At 40.9% G+C, this 17,713-nt stretch carries 16 protein-coding genes; 13 read left to right on the forward strand and 3 right to left on the reverse strand.

The features are described from left to right. The first annotated feature begins 53 nt into the window (after positions 1 to 53). Positions 54 to 1,655 carry an isocitrate lyase gene (locus tag PISS_RS16095; RefSeq protein WP_033103227.1) on the forward strand — a complete coding sequence of 534 codons (1,602 nt, stop codon included), beginning with the start codon at positions 54 to 56 and terminating at the stop codon, positions 1,653 to 1,655. A gap of 745 nt (positions 1,656 to 2,400) precedes the next feature. Here the strand turns inward: PISS_RS16095 and PISS_RS16100 are convergent. From PISS_RS16100 to PISS_RS16110, 3 genes are all read right to left on the reverse strand, one after another. Then, on the reverse strand, positions 2,401 to 4,419 hold the full coding sequence (locus PISS_RS16100; RefSeq protein WP_058155629.1) for a S9 family peptidase: 2,019 nt from the start codon (positions 4,417 to 4,419) through the stop codon (positions 2,401 to 2,403). 154 nt (positions 4,420 to 4,573) lie between these two features. Continuing rightward, positions 4,574 to 5,308, reverse strand: coding sequence for a 5-oxoprolinase subunit PxpA (locus PISS_RS16105; protein WP_058155631.1), 735 nt, complete (start codon positions 5,306 to 5,308; stop codon positions 4,574 to 4,576). 1 nt (position 5,309) lies between these two features. Further along, complete coding sequence (locus PISS_RS16110; RefSeq protein ID WP_058155633.1) at positions 5,310 to 7,121, reverse strand: glycoside hydrolase family 3 protein; 1,812 nt, start codon at positions 7,119 to 7,121, stop codon at positions 5,310 to 5,312. Positions 7,122 to 7,424: 303 nt separating this feature from the next. Between PISS_RS16110 and PISS_RS16115 the strand changes: the two genes are divergently transcribed. The 12 genes from PISS_RS16115 to PISS_RS16170 all read left to right on the forward strand — a co-directional run bounded on the left by PISS_RS16115 (position 7,425) and on the right by PISS_RS16170 (position 17,561). Beyond that, positions 7,425 to 8,945 (forward strand): sensor domain-containing diguanylate cyclase, encoded by a 1,521-nt coding sequence (locus tag PISS_RS16115; RefSeq protein WP_058155635.1) that lies wholly within the window; start codon positions 7,425 to 7,427, stop codon positions 8,943 to 8,945. Between the two features lie 86 nt (positions 8,946 to 9,031). Next, a complete protein-coding gene (locus PISS_RS16120) occupies positions 9,032 to 9,688 on the forward strand; it encodes a thermostable hemolysin (protein ID WP_058155637.1) in 657 nt (218 codons plus the stop codon). Continuing rightward, positions 9,685 to 11,163 (forward strand): AMP-binding protein, encoded by a 1,479-nt coding sequence (locus tag PISS_RS16125; RefSeq protein WP_058155639.1) that lies wholly within the window; start codon positions 9,685 to 9,687, stop codon positions 11,161 to 11,163. Before PISS_RS16120 ends, PISS_RS16125 begins: the two co-directional genes overlap by 4 nt. Beyond that, the gene (locus tag PISS_RS16130) at positions 11,156 to 11,845 is read left to right on the forward strand and encodes an iron-containing redox enzyme family protein (protein ID WP_058155640.1); all 690 of its coding nucleotides are present in this window, start codon (positions 11,156 to 11,158) and stop codon (positions 11,843 to 11,845) included. Before PISS_RS16125 ends, PISS_RS16130 begins: the two co-directional genes overlap by 8 nt. After that, complete coding sequence (locus PISS_RS16135; RefSeq protein WP_058155642.1) at positions 11,842 to 12,612, forward strand: SDR family oxidoreductase; 771 nt, start codon at positions 11,842 to 11,844, stop codon at positions 12,610 to 12,612. Before PISS_RS16130 ends, PISS_RS16135 begins: the two co-directional genes overlap by 4 nt. 13 nt (positions 12,613 to 12,625) lie before the next feature. Next, the gene (locus tag PISS_RS16140; protein ID WP_013462837.1) at positions 12,626 to 13,273 is read left to right on the forward strand and encodes a hypothetical protein; all 648 of its coding nucleotides are present in this window, start codon (positions 12,626 to 12,628) and stop codon (positions 13,271 to 13,273) included. Between the two features lie 11 nt (positions 13,274 to 13,284). Then, complete coding sequence (locus PISS_RS16145) at positions 13,285 to 13,944, forward strand: response regulator (RefSeq protein ID WP_013462838.1); 660 nt, start codon at positions 13,285 to 13,287, stop codon at positions 13,942 to 13,944. 62 nt (positions 13,945 to 14,006) lie between these two features. Beyond that, the gene (locus PISS_RS16150; RefSeq protein ID WP_029609982.1) at positions 14,007 to 15,308 is read left to right on the forward strand and encodes an ATP-binding protein; all 1,302 of its coding nucleotides are present in this window, start codon (positions 14,007 to 14,009) and stop codon (positions 15,306 to 15,308) included. Next, a complete protein-coding gene (locus PISS_RS16155) occupies positions 15,301 to 15,654 on the forward strand; it encodes a cupredoxin domain-containing protein (RefSeq protein ID WP_028834667.1) in 354 nt (117 codons plus the stop codon). Before PISS_RS16150 ends, PISS_RS16155 begins: the two co-directional genes overlap by 8 nt. Then, entirely contained in the window at positions 15,641 to 16,381 is a 741-nt protein-coding gene (locus tag PISS_RS16160) for an FTR1 family protein (protein WP_058155643.1), read from the forward strand. Before PISS_RS16155 ends, PISS_RS16160 begins: the two co-directional genes overlap by 14 nt. Continuing rightward, entirely contained in the window at positions 16,378 to 17,091 is a 714-nt protein-coding gene (locus tag PISS_RS16165; RefSeq protein WP_028834668.1) for a hypothetical protein, read from the forward strand. The genes PISS_RS16160 and PISS_RS16165 overlap by 4 nt, the downstream gene beginning before the upstream one ends. Before the next feature lie 260 nt (positions 17,092 to 17,351). Further along, entirely contained in the window at positions 17,352 to 17,561 is a 210-nt protein-coding gene (locus tag PISS_RS16170; RefSeq protein WP_008467029.1) for a cold-shock protein, read from the forward strand. Positions 17,562 to 17,713 lie beyond the last annotated feature (152 nt).

Here is a 17,713-nt window from a genome sequence, read left to right on the forward strand (position 1 = left end):
ATGTAGTCACTCTCTCAACAATAAATATTAATACCCGTTCGAAGGACTTTATTATGACAACATATCAAGGCGAAACAGATACACTAGCAACATTATGCCAATCACAAGGCAGTGCATGGAAAACAATTAATCCTGAATACGCAACACGTATGCGTTTACAAAATCGTTTTCGCTCTGGTGTTGATATTGCACAATTTACAGCAGACATCATGCGTGAAGACATGGCTGCATACGATAAAGACACAAGCCAGTACACACAGTCTTTAGGTTGTTGGCATGGTTTTACTGCGCAACAAATGATGATGGCAATTAAGCGCCATCAAAAAACAACTAAGCGCAGTTACGTATACCTAAGCGGTTGGATGGTTGCAGCGCTTCGCTCTGAGTTTGGTCCTCTTCCAGATCAAAGTATGCATGAAAAAACATCAGTACCGGCACTTATCGAAGAAATCTATACCTTCTTAAAGCAAGCGGATGCACGTGAACTTGACCACTTATTTAATGAACTAGACGACGCAAAAGCAAACGGCGGCGACGTTCAAGCAGTACTTAACAAAATTGATAACTTTGAAACGCACGTTGTACCAATTATTGCTGACATTGATGCCGGTTTTGGTAACGAAGAAGCAACTTACCTGTTAGCTAAAAAGATGATTGAAGCGGGTGCATGTGCTATCCAAATCGAAAACCAAGTATCAGATGCTAAGCAATGTGGTCACCAAGCAGGTAAAGTGACGGTTCCACATGAAGACTTTTTAGCAAAAATTAACGCAGTACGTTACGCGTTCCTAGAGCTAGGTATTGATAACGGTATTATCGTTGCGCGTACCGATTCACTAGGTGCAAGCCTTACGCAAAAAGTACCGGTTTCAAAAAAACCAGGTGACTTAGCAAGCCAATACAATGCATTTTTAGAAACAACCCCAGTAAACAGTGTTGATGACTTAAATGAAGGCGAAACAGCAATGAAGCTTAATGGTCAGCTTTGTAAGCCAACACGCCTAGACAATGGTTTATACCAGTTCCGCGAAGGCACTGAAAAAGACCGTGTAGTACTAGATTGTGTAACGAGCCTACAGTCAGGTGCTGATTTACTGTGGATTGAAACAGAAAAACCACATGTAAAACAAATTGCTGAACTCGTTAATCGCGTAAAAGAGCAAGTACCAGATGCTAAATTAGTATACAACAACTCACCATCGTTCAACTGGACGCTGAAGTTCCGTGAGCAAGTATACCAAGAATGGCAGGAACAAGGTCGTGACCTGAGCGCTTACCCAAGTCTTGATGATAACAAAGCGCTTATGGCTCCAGAAATGGATGCAACAGAGCTTGCAGCAGCCGCTGACTTATTAGTACAAAACTTCCAACGCGATGGTGCACGTGAAGCGGGTATTTTCCACCACCTAATCACGTTACCAACGTACCATACAGCAGCATTAAGCACAGATATTCTATCTGAAGGTTACTTTGGTGACTTAGGTATGCTGGCTTATGTACGTGATGTACAGCGTCAAGAAATCCGTCGTGAGCAAGCGTCTGTTAAACACCAAGACCTTGCAGGTTCAAACATTGGCGATACACACAAAGAGTACTTCTCAGGTGAGAATGCACTTAAAGCCGGTGGTGAAGCTAACACCATGAACCAATTTTAATTCAACTAGATAGTGTTACTTAAGGGCCGCAAGGCCCTTTTTTTATGCTTGCATAAAGGAAAAATTTAATAGATCAGTATTTTACTAGCTACTTGGTTAGTGATAGTTTTCAATGCAATGCAGGTTAAAAGTGTAAATAAAATTTAAAGGATGTTTATGCTCGGCTGGAGGGCTTGATAGTCTGGTTACGCTTTAACATGTATAAGCACGATAAATTAACTGTTTTTGCCGTATATAGATCAGAGTTTAACTAACTGACTTAAAGCAGATCACGATTTAACTAGCTGCTCTTAATACAGATCAGATTTTAACTAACCATGCTAATAACGGCCATTTTTTATTATTAAAGGGGGGGATTTGTCTTTCTAACCCACAATTTGGCCACTTAAACGATTAATTTAAAGGTTTTAGGCAGGTATCGAGAGAGTAATAAACCGATTTTTTACTAACTGCTGCAGCTTATAAAACATTTTTTTACTAACTGAGGGCTTATAAACAGTGACTCAAACCGATTTTTTACTAACTCACAGCACTATTTCTTCTATAAACCGATTTTTTACCAACTCAGTTTGAAGCTAAGTCCGATATTTAGTTTGAGTATGTAAGGGGTTACTCACATTATTGCTGTAAAGGGGGTTTACACTTGTGAGCTTCGAGCTTCGAGCTTCGAGCTTCGAGCTTCGAGCTTCGAGCTTCGAGCTTCGAGCTTCGAGCTTATATAGCTCGTCACTCATAACTCTGCGTTTTATTTCGAATGCTTATCAAACCACCATTGAATATATGCCACTTTGGTCATTAAGTTAGATGGACGGGCAGTAATACCATGTGAGGCGTTTGGAATACGCACCATCGCAGTATCAACCCCCTGCAATTTTAAGGCTTGATAAAACTGCTCTGTTTCTGAAATAGGCGTACGGTAGTCTGCCTCACCCGTGAGTAACATGGTTGGGGTTTTAACATTGCCAACATAACTGATGGGTGAGCGTTTCATGTAATGCTCAATATGATCCCAAGGTTTGCCCGGAAACCAATAATCGGCAAAGAAAGGATAGAAGTCGGCAGTGAGTACAAAGCTGATCCAATTAATTACTGGTTTGGCAACCACAGCTGCAGCAAAGCGATCTGTATGACCTACAATCCAAGCAGTTAATACACCGCCGCCAGAGCCACCGGTTACAAATAGTTTAGATTCATCAATAAACCCTTTGGCAACGAGTGCATCAACACCCGTCATTAAATCATCGTAGTCATTGCTTGGGTAATTATGATGAATGGTTTGCGCAAACTCTTTACCGTATGAATCACTACCACGTGGGTTCATGTATAAAACCACGTTTCCTTTAGCGGCAAAAAGTTGTACTTCGGCACTAAAGTGCGGGCCATAATTAGCGACAGGGCCGCCATGAATCTCAAGCACTAGTGGGTATTTTTTTGATTTATCAAAACCCGGTGGGTAAGCAATCCAGCCTTGTATTGGCAGCTCATCGTGGCTTGATTTAAGCCATAATTCTTCAACCTCAGCGAGTTGCTTGGTTGCGAGTGCATCAGAATTTAAATCGGTTAAGCGTTGCGCTTTACCACGCTTTATTGTGGCTACATCAGCAGGGCGCTGGGTATCGGCCAATGTAAATGCAACATGACCATTTTCACTAATATCGAAATCGCCACCGGAATAAGGGCGACCAAACGCAACACTGCCTATTTGTTCGGTAATCACTTTGCGTTTGCCACTTCGAGGTTGATAAGCCAGCGCAGTTTGCCCTTCATCGGCATAGCTAAAATAAAGCCCTTTTGAGTTCGCACTCCACTTAATTTGGCCAACACTTCTATCAAAATCGGTGGTTAGGCTTTGAGTATTCCCTGTTTTTAAATCGCGAATATAGAGTTGGGTGTTTTCGTAATTAGTACGCTTGTCGTCATACCCAGTATAAGCAAGGTATTTGCCATCAGGTGACACTTTAGGTTGTTGATCAGGCCCATTACGCTCAGTTAGAGGGAGAATGGCTAGCGAGTCTAAATCGAGTTGATATACCTCAGTGTTAGTGGGCTTCAATTCATTATTTTCATTGCGATTAGCAGAAAAATACAATGTTTTACCGTCTTTACTAAAGCTGACTTCCCCACCATTATTAAAATTATCGTTGGTGAGTTGTTGAGCATTACCGCCATTGGCATCAAGTGTAAATAATTGACTAAATCCTTTTTCAGTATAACCCCCTCCATCGGCACGATAATAAACATCATCAATATATTTAGCAGGCTCTGCCCACGTGGCACCTTTTGGTTTTCCAGGTAAGCTGACAGGCGCAGACGTCGCCATTGGAACAAACATACTAAATACCAGCTGGTTTGAATCAGGAGTCCAAGTTAGTGAGCTTGGATTGCTAGTTAAATTACTAACCTTAGCGATAGCCCCTGTTTTTAACCATTTAATATATATTTGGTTGCTACCATCTCGGTTTGATATGAAAGCAAGTCGCTGTCCGTCAGGAGAGACTACTGGCGAGTAATCCATATATACACCAGAAGTTAATGGTTGTAGTTGCCCTGTGCTGTAATCAACAGACCAAATATTGCCTACTTTACGGTCGGTTTTAATATCCATGCGGTTGCGGACAAAATACACGGTTTTACCGTCTTCTGTTATGTCTATTTGGTTGGCATATTCAAGATTGAAGATATCTTGAAGTTGTAATGTATCGGTATTGGCAACAGCTAATTGACTGCTGCCCAGTATAAGACTCATAGCTAAAAGCGTTTTCATTATTTATCCCTGTTTTAAATCACTGCTCTATTTATAGGGTAGGAGAGGGATAATTAACAGTCAGATGCGACGAAGCCAGTATTTAAAACTACCAATGAATGAAGATGATAAAAGAAAGTAAAAGCTGTAAAGGGGGTTTACAGCTTAGAAGAAGTTATACGCTTGCGCTACAAAGAGCCTTAATGTCTTCAATAAGCGCAACACCTTGGGCGTTATCACCGTGCACACAAATACTATCGGCGTTAAGTTTTAACGATTTTCCTGACTGGGTAGTCACACTGTTACTAGTTAAAAGCTGTTTAACTTGTGTCAATAATGCGTCTTTGTTATGCACACTGCCTGCTATATTTCTTGCTACGAGGTGCCCTTGATCTGTATATAGCCTGTCTGCGAACGCTTCTAAAACAAGCGTTAGTCCAAGGTGACGTGCCATTGTATGGTGGTGTTTAGCATCGGCCGTGGCCAGTATCATTAATTTTAGGTCAGCAGGGTAGCTGGCAACCGCGCCCATCACAGCACTAAGTAGTGGCTGGTGTTTCATCATGTCGTTGTAAAGCGCACCATGGGGTTTAACATAGCTAAGGGTTAACCCTTGTGCCTTTGCCATGCCATCAAGAGCAGCTATTTGGTAGTGTAAACACTGAGTGAGCTCGGCCACACTCAGGTTCATTGAGCGTCTGCCAAATCCTTGTTTATCGGGGTAGCTTGGGTGAGCGCCAATCATAACATTATGCTGTTTAGCGAGCTTAAGAGTATTGGCCATAACGCTAGGATCGCCCGCATGAAAACCACAGGCAATATTTGCCATATCAATATGCGGCATTACTTGATCATCAAGCCCCATTTTCCACGCGCCAAAGCTTTCACCTAAATCACAATTGAGTTTCATATTAGTGGCTCTTTGATTGTTTAATAGTTACCGGTAAGCTGCCTTTAGCAGGGGCTTGACCGAGTAATACTTTAGCAAGTGCTGTAAATGCAGGCCCAGATACTTGCTCGTTTTTGTCTACGTCAATATTATAAGCATATGAAGCTAATACTGCATCGGCAGAGTCGCCAAACTGAGCAATATCATAAGGGGCTCGCAAACTAATAAACACGGTGGGTATTTGGTGCTTGTTAGCCATTTTAAGTAATGATTCAAGTGCTTTAGGTTGCTCTGCGTTATTGAGGGCAAAGTCTGGGTTATCGGCTAAATCATCCATCCCGCCAATTTCCACCGCGCTTTGATTAGGCGTGGCATTTCCGGCAATAATAATATCAGCTTGGTTTATATTACGCTGAGCATCAACAGGGTCAAAACCTTGTAAACTGCTACAGCTATAAACTAATGCGTGTGAGCTGAGCGCCGTTATGGCTTGTTGTATGGCCATACATTTACGCGTATCGGGCATAATAATATGAATGTGTTGGCCAGCAGTAAGCTTAAGTGGCAAGGTGTTGTTGTTATTTGTTATTTGGGTGATCGCCGCTAATGCCAGTGACGCTTCTAATTCGCGATGTGCTTTATTACCAATAATGTGCTTAGCATTGGCTAATGCTTTAATAGGATCAGGAAAAGCGTTTAATTTAAATTTACTTTTAAGTGAGGTAATACGCTGTGCTGAATGCGCAATTTCCTGTGCGTTTAGTTGTTCTGATTTAACCGCACTGACTAATGACTCAATGAGGGCATCGAGCTTTTTAATGTCATCTGGCGTTCTAATCTCTATTGGCATAAGCGCAATATCAACCCCAGCGGCAAAGGTGTTTATAATTGCTTGAGTTGGACTAAAAAAGTGACTAATACCTGCCATATCAAGTGCATCGGTTACCACCACACCTTGATAGTTAAGTTCTTTACGTAGAATATCGGTCATGATTTTACGCGACATTGTCGCGGGCTTGATCATTTGTTTGCCATCAACATTAGTCAAGGTACTGCTATCGAGCTCTGGATACTGAATATGCGCGGTCATTATCATGCCCGGACTATGCTGCTCAATAATGTGTTTAAAGGGCGCTAAATCTTGTGCGTAAATCACCTCTTTTGAATGCATCACTTTAGGCAAGCCGGTATGACTATCTACATTAGTGTCGCCATGCCCAGGAAAATGCTTTAGTGCGCTAATAATGCCATTTTTTTCAAATTCACTAACTTGTGCGGCACCTAATACTGCTACATCATTTGGGTTTTCACTAAAAGAGCGGACATTAATTACCGGATTGTCTGGGTTCATATTAACATCAACGGTTGGCGCGTAATTTACATTAATCCCCAATGCTGAAAGCTCCGTGGCAAGAACATTCGCGGTTTGAGTTGCGAAATAAGTGCCATGCTCAGGGTAGGTGGCGCCAATTGACATATTACCAGTAAATGAAGTGGCCACATCACGTGGCAGTCGAGCTACTCGTCCACCTTCTTGGTCAATTGAAATAAAAAGCGGTAAGCCTGATTTAGAGTGAGACGCAGCTTGTTGCAGTTGCTGATTAAGGCTAATTATTTGTTCAATACTTTGGGTGTTTTCAGAAAATAAAATAACCCCGCCAATATCATAACGGCTAATCGCTTTGGCTAGTGTATCTGGTAATTCAGTTAACGCTGTTCTGCAGCGCTCACTGCTGCCTTGGTGACAAAAATAGCGTAAATCGAGCATGAGCTTTTGCCCAAGTTGCTGTTCAAGCGACAGCGCAGAATCGGCAAAAGAAGATTTTATTGGCATGAAACATCCGATTAAAAAAAGAGAAGACGACAACAGGTACTTATTTAGCAACACACACCTCAAGGCTAAATAAAAATAAAGTGCATGCAGCTTAACTATTATTGAGCTTAACTGCAAAACCCGACATATATAATAAATGTCATTTTATTATTCCAAAAATAACAAAAATTAGGCTACTTAGTTTAATTTCTGTATTATATTTAGGATATATGTAGTACATAGCAGTCGTTTTTATTTGCTTAGGATGATAATAAGTTGCGTTTTCGATCACCATTTACTTTTAAACTTAGGCAATTAATTCTGTTGTTAGCTATCACTGCTACAGCCGCTATTTTGTTCAGTGGTTTATACATTAGTTACCAAGTACAAAAAGAACGGGTAATAGAAGATACTCTCAAAAGTAACCATGTATTTGCTAGTAAGCTTGCCTCGGCGACCGATCACTTTTTAGCAGCTGCGATGCAGCAACTTGAGTTTTCAGCCAAAATTATTGCTAAAGACATTACCAATACTGAGTTACTCCAAGCTGAAACCAACCGCCTTTTAAACCAAACACATAGCTTTAATTCGGTAGCAATTAACATGCAAGGTGTCGTTAAAGCGGCCTCACCTGTTTCATTAAATATTATTAATAAAACCGTTAATTCACCTCATTCTAAACAAGCCTTTAAACTACAGCGTCCATTGGTTAATCGTCCTTATGTATCGCTTGCGAATAACTTAATTGTTGTACTTTCTTATCCTTTATTTGACGAGATTGGTAACTACTATGGCTATATTGGAGGTAGCTTTTATTTAGAACAACAGAGCATTTTAAACGCCTTATTAAAACAGCATAGTTACGATGGCGGGGCATACTTTTATGTGGTGGCTGATAATAAAACCTTACTTTATCATCCTGAGACTAAGCGGATTGGCGAACAAGTCATTAATAACCCAGTAATTGAGCGTGTTTTGCAAAGCGAAGATGGATACACCCGGGTTTTAAATAGCCAAGGCGTGTCTATGCTTGCTGGATATTCGCCCGTTAAACTTGCTAATTGGGGCGTAGTTGCCCAGCGTAGTGAGGTGGCAACACTTGCCACGTTAGATACTTTTCAAGGGCTGGTGCTTAAGCGAATGCTACCAATTGTATTAATTACTTTTGTATTGATTGGTGTGTTAGCGCATTTTATTGCTAAGCCCCTTAGGTTACTGGCTGACAGTGCAAATTTATCGACTGATCAACAAAACGTGGCGAATCTTAAAAGTATTAAATCTTGGTATTTTGAAAGTCAGCAACTTAAAGCAGCCATGTTAGAAGGAGTTAATATACTGCAGTCGAAAATGGGGCAATTACGCCAAGATGCACTCACCGATCCGCTAACTGGTGCGCATAATCGGCGAGGTTTGTATTTATTGTTAGATAAATTAATTCAAGAACAGCTCCCCTTTGCGGTTCTAGAAATAGATATCGACTTTTTTAAACGGGTTAATGACACCTTTGGCCATGATGTGGGCGATGAGGTACTAAAAACTTTAACGTGTGTGATCAAGCAAGTATCTCGCAAAGATGATATTGTCGCGCGAACTGGTGGGGAGGAATTCTTACTTATATTACCGAACGAAAATAGCGATAGTGCGTTTGTTATTGCTGAGCGGTTACGTAATGAAGTGGCGAATACACCGATGGCCAAAGTTGGTTGTATAAATGTCTCCATCGGCATTGCTACATGGCCGCAGCACAGTGATGATATTGATCAAGTATACAAATGTGCTGACAAAGCGCTCTATCATGCAAAAGAAACGGGCCGTAATAAAACCGTTATTGCCAGTCTAAATTAAATTTTTTAAAAATTAATTTACCTTAAGTTTTATTTAAGTTTCGCCTATTAAATTCTACCTATAGATTTAATACAGGCGATGCTTTTATGCAATTAGCTCAACAACAACAGTCATCATCAACACTTTTTCAGTCGTTCACACAGTTTGTGAGCGCCAGAGAATGTGATGAACACCGTCAGCGCCTTGAAGATACAGTAAAACAAGGCTTTTTAGCTGCGTACAATGCCAGCCTAACTTCATTTATGCCATTACTCTGTCAGTATAAAACTCAGCAAGGGCATTGCACTTTAGGGCTTAGAAACGCCGCTTCTCCTTTATTTATTGAACAATATTTAGCAGCGCCCATTGAGCAGTTTTTACCAATGGGCACACAGCGCAGTAAAGTGTTTGAGTTAGGTAATCTCTATTCAACACACAGAAAAGCCACGTTATCGCATTTTATTATTGTTAATGAAGCTTTAAGAGCTATTGGTGCTACTAATTTGGTTTTTTGTGCCACCAAACATGTACGCGCTTTATTGCGTTTATTAGGGGTAACGTGTAATGAAATTGCATTGGCTAACAGCAGTGTTGTTGAGCAACCAAAAAGCTGGGGAAGTTACTACGCGAACCAGCCTACAGTATGCATTGTTAATTTAGAGCAAGCACATCTACAAGTACTTAATACGCCAATGCTACTTGATATTAAACAACAAAATACACATGGCATTACGGCATTAATCAATGCGCTGGAGGCGGTATGAGTATGTTAAATAGCTTAAGTGATTTAGCTACTCAGCCGGCGGTTGTCGCGCATTTTGCGAATCAAACACAACAGTTCACAGGTGCTGAGCTGCTTCAAGAAATAAATAAAGTAGCGGAAATTTTTGCTAATTCAGATGCTGATGCAATTGCATTTCAACTTGATAACACACCTGCTTGGTTGGTACTTGATGCTGCGACCAGCGTTGCTAATAAAGTGGCTATACCGATCGCCCATTTTTTTAGTCAACAACAAACGCAATATGTGTTGGCACAGTGTGGTGCACAGCTGTTTATAAGTGATATGCCAAGGCTTTCTTTGGGTGTGCATACATTGTCTATTACTTTGTTTGATCATTACACCTTATATATTTATCAGCTCAACGTTAAAGAACCGATTCGTTACTTTGAGGGCACGCAAAAAATCACTTTTACGTCAGGCTCTACAGGCGAGCCTAAAGGGGTGTGTTTATCAACTCAAAGCCAAATGCAAGTTGCACAATCGTTATGTGAGCAAATAGGTATAAGTAAACCAACTCACTTATGTTTACTGCCATTACCTGTATTACTGGAAAATATTGCAGGTATTTATGCACCATTATTAAGTGGCGGTTGTGTACATTTAATGCCGTTAAACGAATTGGGTTTTGTTGGTTCAGGGTTAAAAAATCCTGAAAAACTAATTAGTGCAATTGACAGTGTAAAACCTAACACCCTTATTTTAGTGCCTGAGTTATTAACGTGTTTAATTGCGTTTGCAAAACAAGGTTGGCAGCCGCCAAAGTCATTACAGTTTATTGCAGTTGGCGGAGCGCTCGTGAGTGATGCTTTAATTGCCACCGCCAGAGAGCTTAATTTACCTGTTTATCAGGGGTATGGATTATCAGAGGCGGCATCTGTCGTAAGTTTAAATACGCCCAAAAATGATGATTTAAATAGTGCCGGTACTGTACTACCGCACATACAAACCAAAGTCGAAAAAGGCCAGCTGTACATAAAGGGTGAGCTATTTTTAGGGTATTTAAATCAAGCGCCGCACAACCCAAATAACTGGTATGCCACGGGCGATTTAGTGACCCAGCATGCCAATAAGCTGTTTATAAAAGGGCGACTTAAAAACCTGATTATTACCAGCATGGGCCGCAATGTTAGTGCTGAATGGCCTGAGTCATTAATATTGAGCCAAAGCGCGATTGTACAAGCCGTTGTTTTTGGTGAGGGCAAACCTTTTTTAACCGCGATTATTTATGCAATCCCTGAGTTTAGTGAGCAACAACTCAGTGAGCATATGAAATTTATAAATCAACAGTTACCCGATTATGCACAAGTTAAAAAGTGGCATCGGTTAGCTCAGCCTTTAAGTGTTCAGCAAGGGTTACTAACGACCAATAATCGCCCTAAGCGCCAGGCTATTAGCCAGCAATTTAACCTTATTTTTGAACAATTTTACCGACTTGGAGAAGTGATCCATGACTGATTTTTTTAATACATTAAAAGCACAAACTCAAAACGAGCGTGAGTACTTATTAGCTGCGCCAATTATACAGCGCGTTTTTAAAGGCCAAGCATCACTTGAAGAGTATGCGTCATTTTTAGCGCAAGCCTACCATCATGTAAAACACACTGTGCCATTAATGATGTCGTTAGGTGCCCATTTAACCGACGAACAAGAATGGTTACGTGAAGCCGTAGCCGAATACATTGAAGAGGAAATTGGCCACCAAGAATGGGTGCTTAACGATATTGCCGCGTGTGGTTTTGATAAAGAAAGTGTGCGCCATAGTAAGCCACAATTTGCTACCGAAATGATGGTCTCGTATGCGTATGACAGTATCGCTCGTAAAAATCCATTAAGCTTTTTTGGCATGGTTCATGTACTCGAAGGGACTTCAATTGCCCTGGCTGATGGCGCAGCTTCAAATATTGCTGATGCAGTTGGTTTACCTAAAAAAGCATTTAGCTATTTAACCTCTCATGGTGCGCTTGATATAGAGCACGTAAAGTTTTTTGAAAACTTGATGAACAAAATTACTAATGAGGCCGATCAGCAAGCTATTTTACATGGCGCAAAATGTTTTTATCGTTTGTACGGTGATATTTTTCGCGCTTTAGATGACGAGCCGTTCTTTAAAGCATCAGCGCAAGAGCAACACGCATGAATACCGGCTTATGTGTGTTAACAGGAGCCACAGGGGGAATTGGCCAAGCGATTGCCAAAACACTGCACGCACAAGGTTGGCAATTACTATTAGTAGGGCGTAATGGCGATGCGCTAAATGTGCTAAGTAGCCAGTGCCCAGGTAGTATGACTTTTGTGGGAGATTTAACCGTTGCAGAAAACATGCTGGCATTGGCAATTAAAGCCAAAAAATTGGGCGGTGCTAAATTACTCATAAACAATGCAGGCATTAATGTTATGCAAAGCTTAAGTAGTTGTAGTAGTGAACAAATTGATAATCTACTGAGCACTAATTTAGCCGTCCCGATGAAACTATGCCAGCTGTTTTTAGAGCAGCTGCAAGCGAATAGAGGCACCATAGTTAATGTTGGGTCGTCTTTTGGCAGCATAGGTTACCCATATCAAACACTTTATTGTGCCAGTAAATTTGGTTTGCGTGGTTTTAGCGAAGCGTTATCACGAGAGCTTTCAGACACTGGCGTTAGAGTTACTTATTTGGCACCTAGAGCAACTGATACCGACATTAATGATGCTCAAACGCGGGCAATGAACAAAGCGCTTGGTAATCAAATGGACTCTCCGCAGTTGGTGGCTGATGAGTTAGTTGCGTTATTAAACTCAAATAAAACCAGACGATTTATTGGTTTTCCTGAGAAACTTTTTGCACGTATCAATGGCGTTTTTCCAAGTATTGTGGATAACGCAATTGCTAAACAACTCCCTAAAATAAAAAGCTTTTTAGGTTAATAGAGGATTTATTATGAAAAAATTTACTTTAGCAGCTTATTTAAGCATTGTTAGTGTGTTTTCATCGCCGGTATTTGCAGACGAACAAAGCGACTTACTCGCTATTCAACAGCAATGGGCGGTCGCTAATTATGAGCTTAAAGATGACGCACAAATCAAAGCCTTTACTCAACTGAGTGAGCAAAGTGCTCAATTTATCGAAAACTATCCTAATTCAGCAAATAGCTATACATGGAACGGCATTGTGCTGGCAAGTTTTGCGGGTGCAAAAGGCGGCTTAGGGGCGTTGGGTTATGCCAAAGATGCAAAGGCATCATTAGAGCAAGCCCTTAAAATAGACGACAGTGCTTTAGGTGGCTCAGCGTATGCCAGCCTGGCAACCTTATACAGTAAAGTACCAGGGTGGCCAATTGGCTTTGGTGATGATGACACCGCCGATAAGTTTTTTAAGCAAGCACTCGCTTTTAATCAAAAAGGCATTGATACTAATTACTTGTATGGTGAGTTTTTATACGACGAACGTGAATATAAGCAAGCCAAAGCCCATTTGTTAGTTGCACAAGCGGCCGGTATTCGTGATACTCGCGCTAAAGCGGACAAATATCGTCAGCAAGCAATTAGCCAATTATTAGCTAAAGTTGATAAAAAACTAAAGAGATAACAAAACAAACAATGCATTTATTATTAGTTGAAGATGATCATCTTGTGGCGCAAGGGCTTTGCCGCTCATTGCGCCAAGAAGGCTACAGTGTAGAACACAGCGCAACGGTTAAGCATGCGTTGCAATGTTTAGGCAGTGGCGAAATAGAGTTGGTTATACTTGACCTAGGCTTACCTGATGGTGATGGTTCGCAAATTTTAAAGCACATAAAAGCACAAAAAAAAGTCATTCCGGTGGTGATACTAACCGCTCGCAGTAGCATAGATGACAAAGTGCAAGGGCTTGATATGGGGGCTGATGATTATTTAGCTAAGCCATTTGAACCAGCCGAATTATTTGCTCGTTTGCGCGTAGCGAGCCGACGTGTAAATCAAGCTCAGTCGAGCTTATTACAATGTGGTGATGTTACTATGGATACGTCAGCGCACAGTGTCACACTTAACGATGAGCTACTTTCTCTGCCGCGAAAAGAGTACATGCTGCTAAAAGCGTTACTGGAAAACCAAGGTCGCGTGCAATCTAAGCAGCAGTTAGAAAATAAACTCTATCAATGGGGTGAAGAGGTTGGCTCTAACACCATTGAGGTGCATATTCATCACCTACGAAAAAAATTCCCCAGCGATTTTATTAAAACTCTCCGTGGTATTGGCTATGTTGTGGGAAAGAGATAGCTCACGTGATTAAAACGCCCCTAGATTGCACAAACTTGAATTTACAAAGGTAACCATGCACTATGTCAATTCGTAAGCGTTTAACACTTATCTTACTGTCAATGATGGTGTTAACCTGCTTTTTAGCTTTAGTAAAAGGCTATCAAAAAAGTATGAGCCATGGTGAGCAATTACTCGATAGTGAGCTAAAAGTGGTGGCTGGAGTCTTGATGCAACAGCCTCTATCTATTAACGCTATGGCGCCAAAAATGCAAGAAAGCGCCCAGTTACTGTATCAAATTTGGCAAAGTGGTGAACTACTTAGCGGTTCTGACGAATTAAATCTTGATTTGAGCCAATATCAAGCGGGTTTTCAAACGCTTAATATTGCAGGGCAGCGAATGCGGGTATTCGTTTTTGCTACTTCTTTACGCACTGTTATTGTTGCCGAGCCGATTGCTAAGCGGTTTGAGCTTGCCGAGGCGGTGATTTTATCAGCCATGTTACCCATGTTATGGGCGGTTCCTTTGCTTGCGCTATTTATTAGCTTTTTTGTTAAATATGCACTGGCACCGTTAACCCGTTTATCAAAACAGTTAGCCCTGCGCCAAGCAAATGATTTCACAGCGATCAATTGGCAGGTGACGGATGAAGAAATAAAACCAGTGATCAGCCGCTTAAACGACTTATTTAAACGCGTAGAAACGGCCTATTTACGAGAGCGTTTTTTTGCCTCAGATGCCGCCCATGAATTACGTACACCCCTGAGCAGTTTAAAAATTAATGTGCATAATTTGGCCGCCCAACAAGGCGATAACCAAGAATTACAAGCCATGACTCAAGGTATTAATCGACTCACCAATATAGTGGAGCAAATGCTAATACTAGGGCGTACTCAGCCAGAGCAGTGGCAAAAGCAGTTTAAAGAACAGTCATTATTAGCGATCACGCAAGAAGTAGTTAGCCAACTATATGAAAAAATAGAGGCTAAAAATCACACTATTAGCCTTGAGGGAGATGACTTTACTATTAACGGTGATGAGTTTACCTTAGTGACGTTGATTTCAAACCTACTGAGTAATGCTATAAAGTACGCGCCTGCAAACGGACAAATAAAAATTACCCTAAAGCAGATGCACAGGCAGCGTATTTGGCAAATAGAAGACAGCGGTCCAGGTATGACGGACGATCAAAAACAACGGATATTTAACCGTTTTTATCGCGTTGGCGGTGACCAACATCCTTCGGGTGAACAAGGTGCGGGCTTAGGCATGGCAATAGTCCAGCACATTATTGCTATTTATAGCGCTGAAATTAATTTAACAGACAGCGATTTGGGCGGCTTAAAAGTACAGGTAGTTTTTGCAGGAGCTAAATGTGATTAAACGACTTATTCACCCCTATTTATATTGTTGCGTATTTTTATCATTTAACGCCGCCAGTAAAGACTATCTTATTGTACTTAAAGATCATTTGTTTTATCCCGCAGAAATCGTGGTGCCAGCCAATAAAAAGGTACGCTTGTTAATCGAAAATCAAGATAGTACGCCTGAAGAATTCGACAGTTTCGATCTCAACCGAGAGAAAGTACTTTACCCTAATCGCAAAAGCGTTATCTATATTGGGCCGCTAACTCCTGGGCGTTATGAATTTTTTGGCGAGTTCTCGCCCAATACGGCGCGTGGTGCTGTAATAGCGACCGAAAAGGAGGGTTCTGATGCTAATAACTAGCCTTGTGATGAGCCTCAATCAGTTATTGCCGGTGGCCATTTTACTTATTTTACTCCAAGTGATTGCCAAGCAAAGTTTAGTGAAGGTACTGGGGATGCTTGTTTTAGGTGTGGGGTTATCATTTTTATTTGTAAAAAGTGCTCCGCTAATTAGTCCCTTGTTCGACTACCAGGGTTTAGAATATACCCAAATTGCTTTATGTGTTTTAGTGTTTATCAGTGCGCTGTACTACGCCATTAAACAAGCAACGCCTGCATTTATGATTGCGATTATCAGTGTAATGACTCTTTATTTAAGTCATTACATTATTTACCTGATTGGCTTTTGGCAAAACAACGAAGCAGCACAAAGCTTATTTATTGGCACTTTTTTAGGCTTAGGGATATGCAGTAGCTTTAGTGTGTTGTTGTATTTTTTATTGAGTGCAATCAAACAGCGCTTTGGGCTTATCCCTTTATTGGTATTGTTAGCATTAAACAGTGCGGCAAAACTGGTTGTGGCACTTGATTTGGCGAGCCAAATTGATTTGATAGCAACAACGGCAACCGTATGGGATTTACGTGCTATTTTAACTGAAAACTCAGAGTTTGGACGGGTTTTGCGCGCACTTATCGGTTATGAGGCTACGCCTAGTTTAACCAGTGTTTTAAGTTATGTGCTGAGCAGCGTGTTATTTTTATCAGTTTGTTATTTTATTCCTAAATCAATAACTAAGGAACAATCATGAAAGCAATAAACCTATTTGCAGCCACTGTATTAATTGGTTTTTGTTTATTAATACCTAAGCTGGCTTATGCTGATGGCATAGTGGTTGATAAAGTTTATCATCCTTATGTGTTGCCGTTTGAGCGCGAGCTAGAGTGGCGGCTTGTGTCACATCAAACCGACAGTGGTAATATTTTAGCGCAGCGCGTTGGCTTAGGCGGCGCAATTAACGACACCATGGCATTGGAAGGCTATTTAGTGGGCGAGCGCGATGATAATGGTGACTTTGGCTTGCAAGCGTATGAGTTAGAACTTCGTTGGCAGTTAATAGAGCAGGGCAGGCTATGGGCTGATTGGGGCGCGTTATTTGAATTTGAAAAACAGCATGACGCCGACGCATACGAAGCAACCACCGGTTTTGTGATTGAAAAAGAGTTTGGTCGTGCAAGTCTCACTATGAATGCATTTTTAGTGTACGAGTGGGGCCAAGATATACAAAATGAGTGGGAAAGCGAATTTAGAGCGCAATATCGCTACCGCTATTTGTCTGCTTTTCAGCCCGCGGTTGAGGTTTATCTTGGCGAAGACTTTGTCGGTATTGGCCCCGGATTTATAGGGTTACATCGCTTTGATGGACAAAAACAATTAAAGTGGGAAGCCGGTTTTATTACTGAAATCAGCCAGTCAGAGAAAAATCATAGCTTTAGAATGGCACTAGAATTTGAATTTTAAGCTCTTTAAACAAGTACTTAATTTATAAAACGGGCTGCTTAAGCTATTTTATAAATTAAATCGCATTAAGGGTTGACTTGAGTCTGTAACTCTATATAGTAGTCCGCAGCTAGAAAGAAAGCATGATAATTTATAAATCTCCATTTCGTTGTTGTATAAGTAATACTTGTAGTACCGTCCTGAAGTTTTTAAGTACCATCTCATTTTTTGCTACACCGCCCATTAGGGCACAATTTAATTTTTATATCAGGAATAATACTATGTCTAACATCGTATCAGGTACAGTTAAGTGGTTCAACGAGTCTAAAGGTTTTGGTTTCATCGAGCAAGAAAATGGTCCAGACGTTTTCGCACATTTCTCAGCAATCAAAAGCGAAGGCTTCAAAACTTTAGCTGAAGGCCAACGTGTAGAGTTCACTCTTTCACAAGGTCAAAAAGGTCCTCAAGCTGATAACATCACAGCTCTATAATTTTACTTTTAAGTAAAATGAAAAAAAAGCGCTTAAGGCGCTTTTTTTGTGTCTAAAATTTAAGATCTGCCACCACTGTGTTGCGCAAATATATCACCACGGTCATTTTCATTTCTATTTACATCACCTGCTATTTTTAACATTATAAAAGT

Source organism: Pseudoalteromonas issachenkonii, assembly GCF_002310795.1.
GTDB classification, from domain to species: Bacteria; Pseudomonadota; Gammaproteobacteria; order Enterobacterales; family Alteromonadaceae; genus Pseudoalteromonas; species Pseudoalteromonas tetraodonis.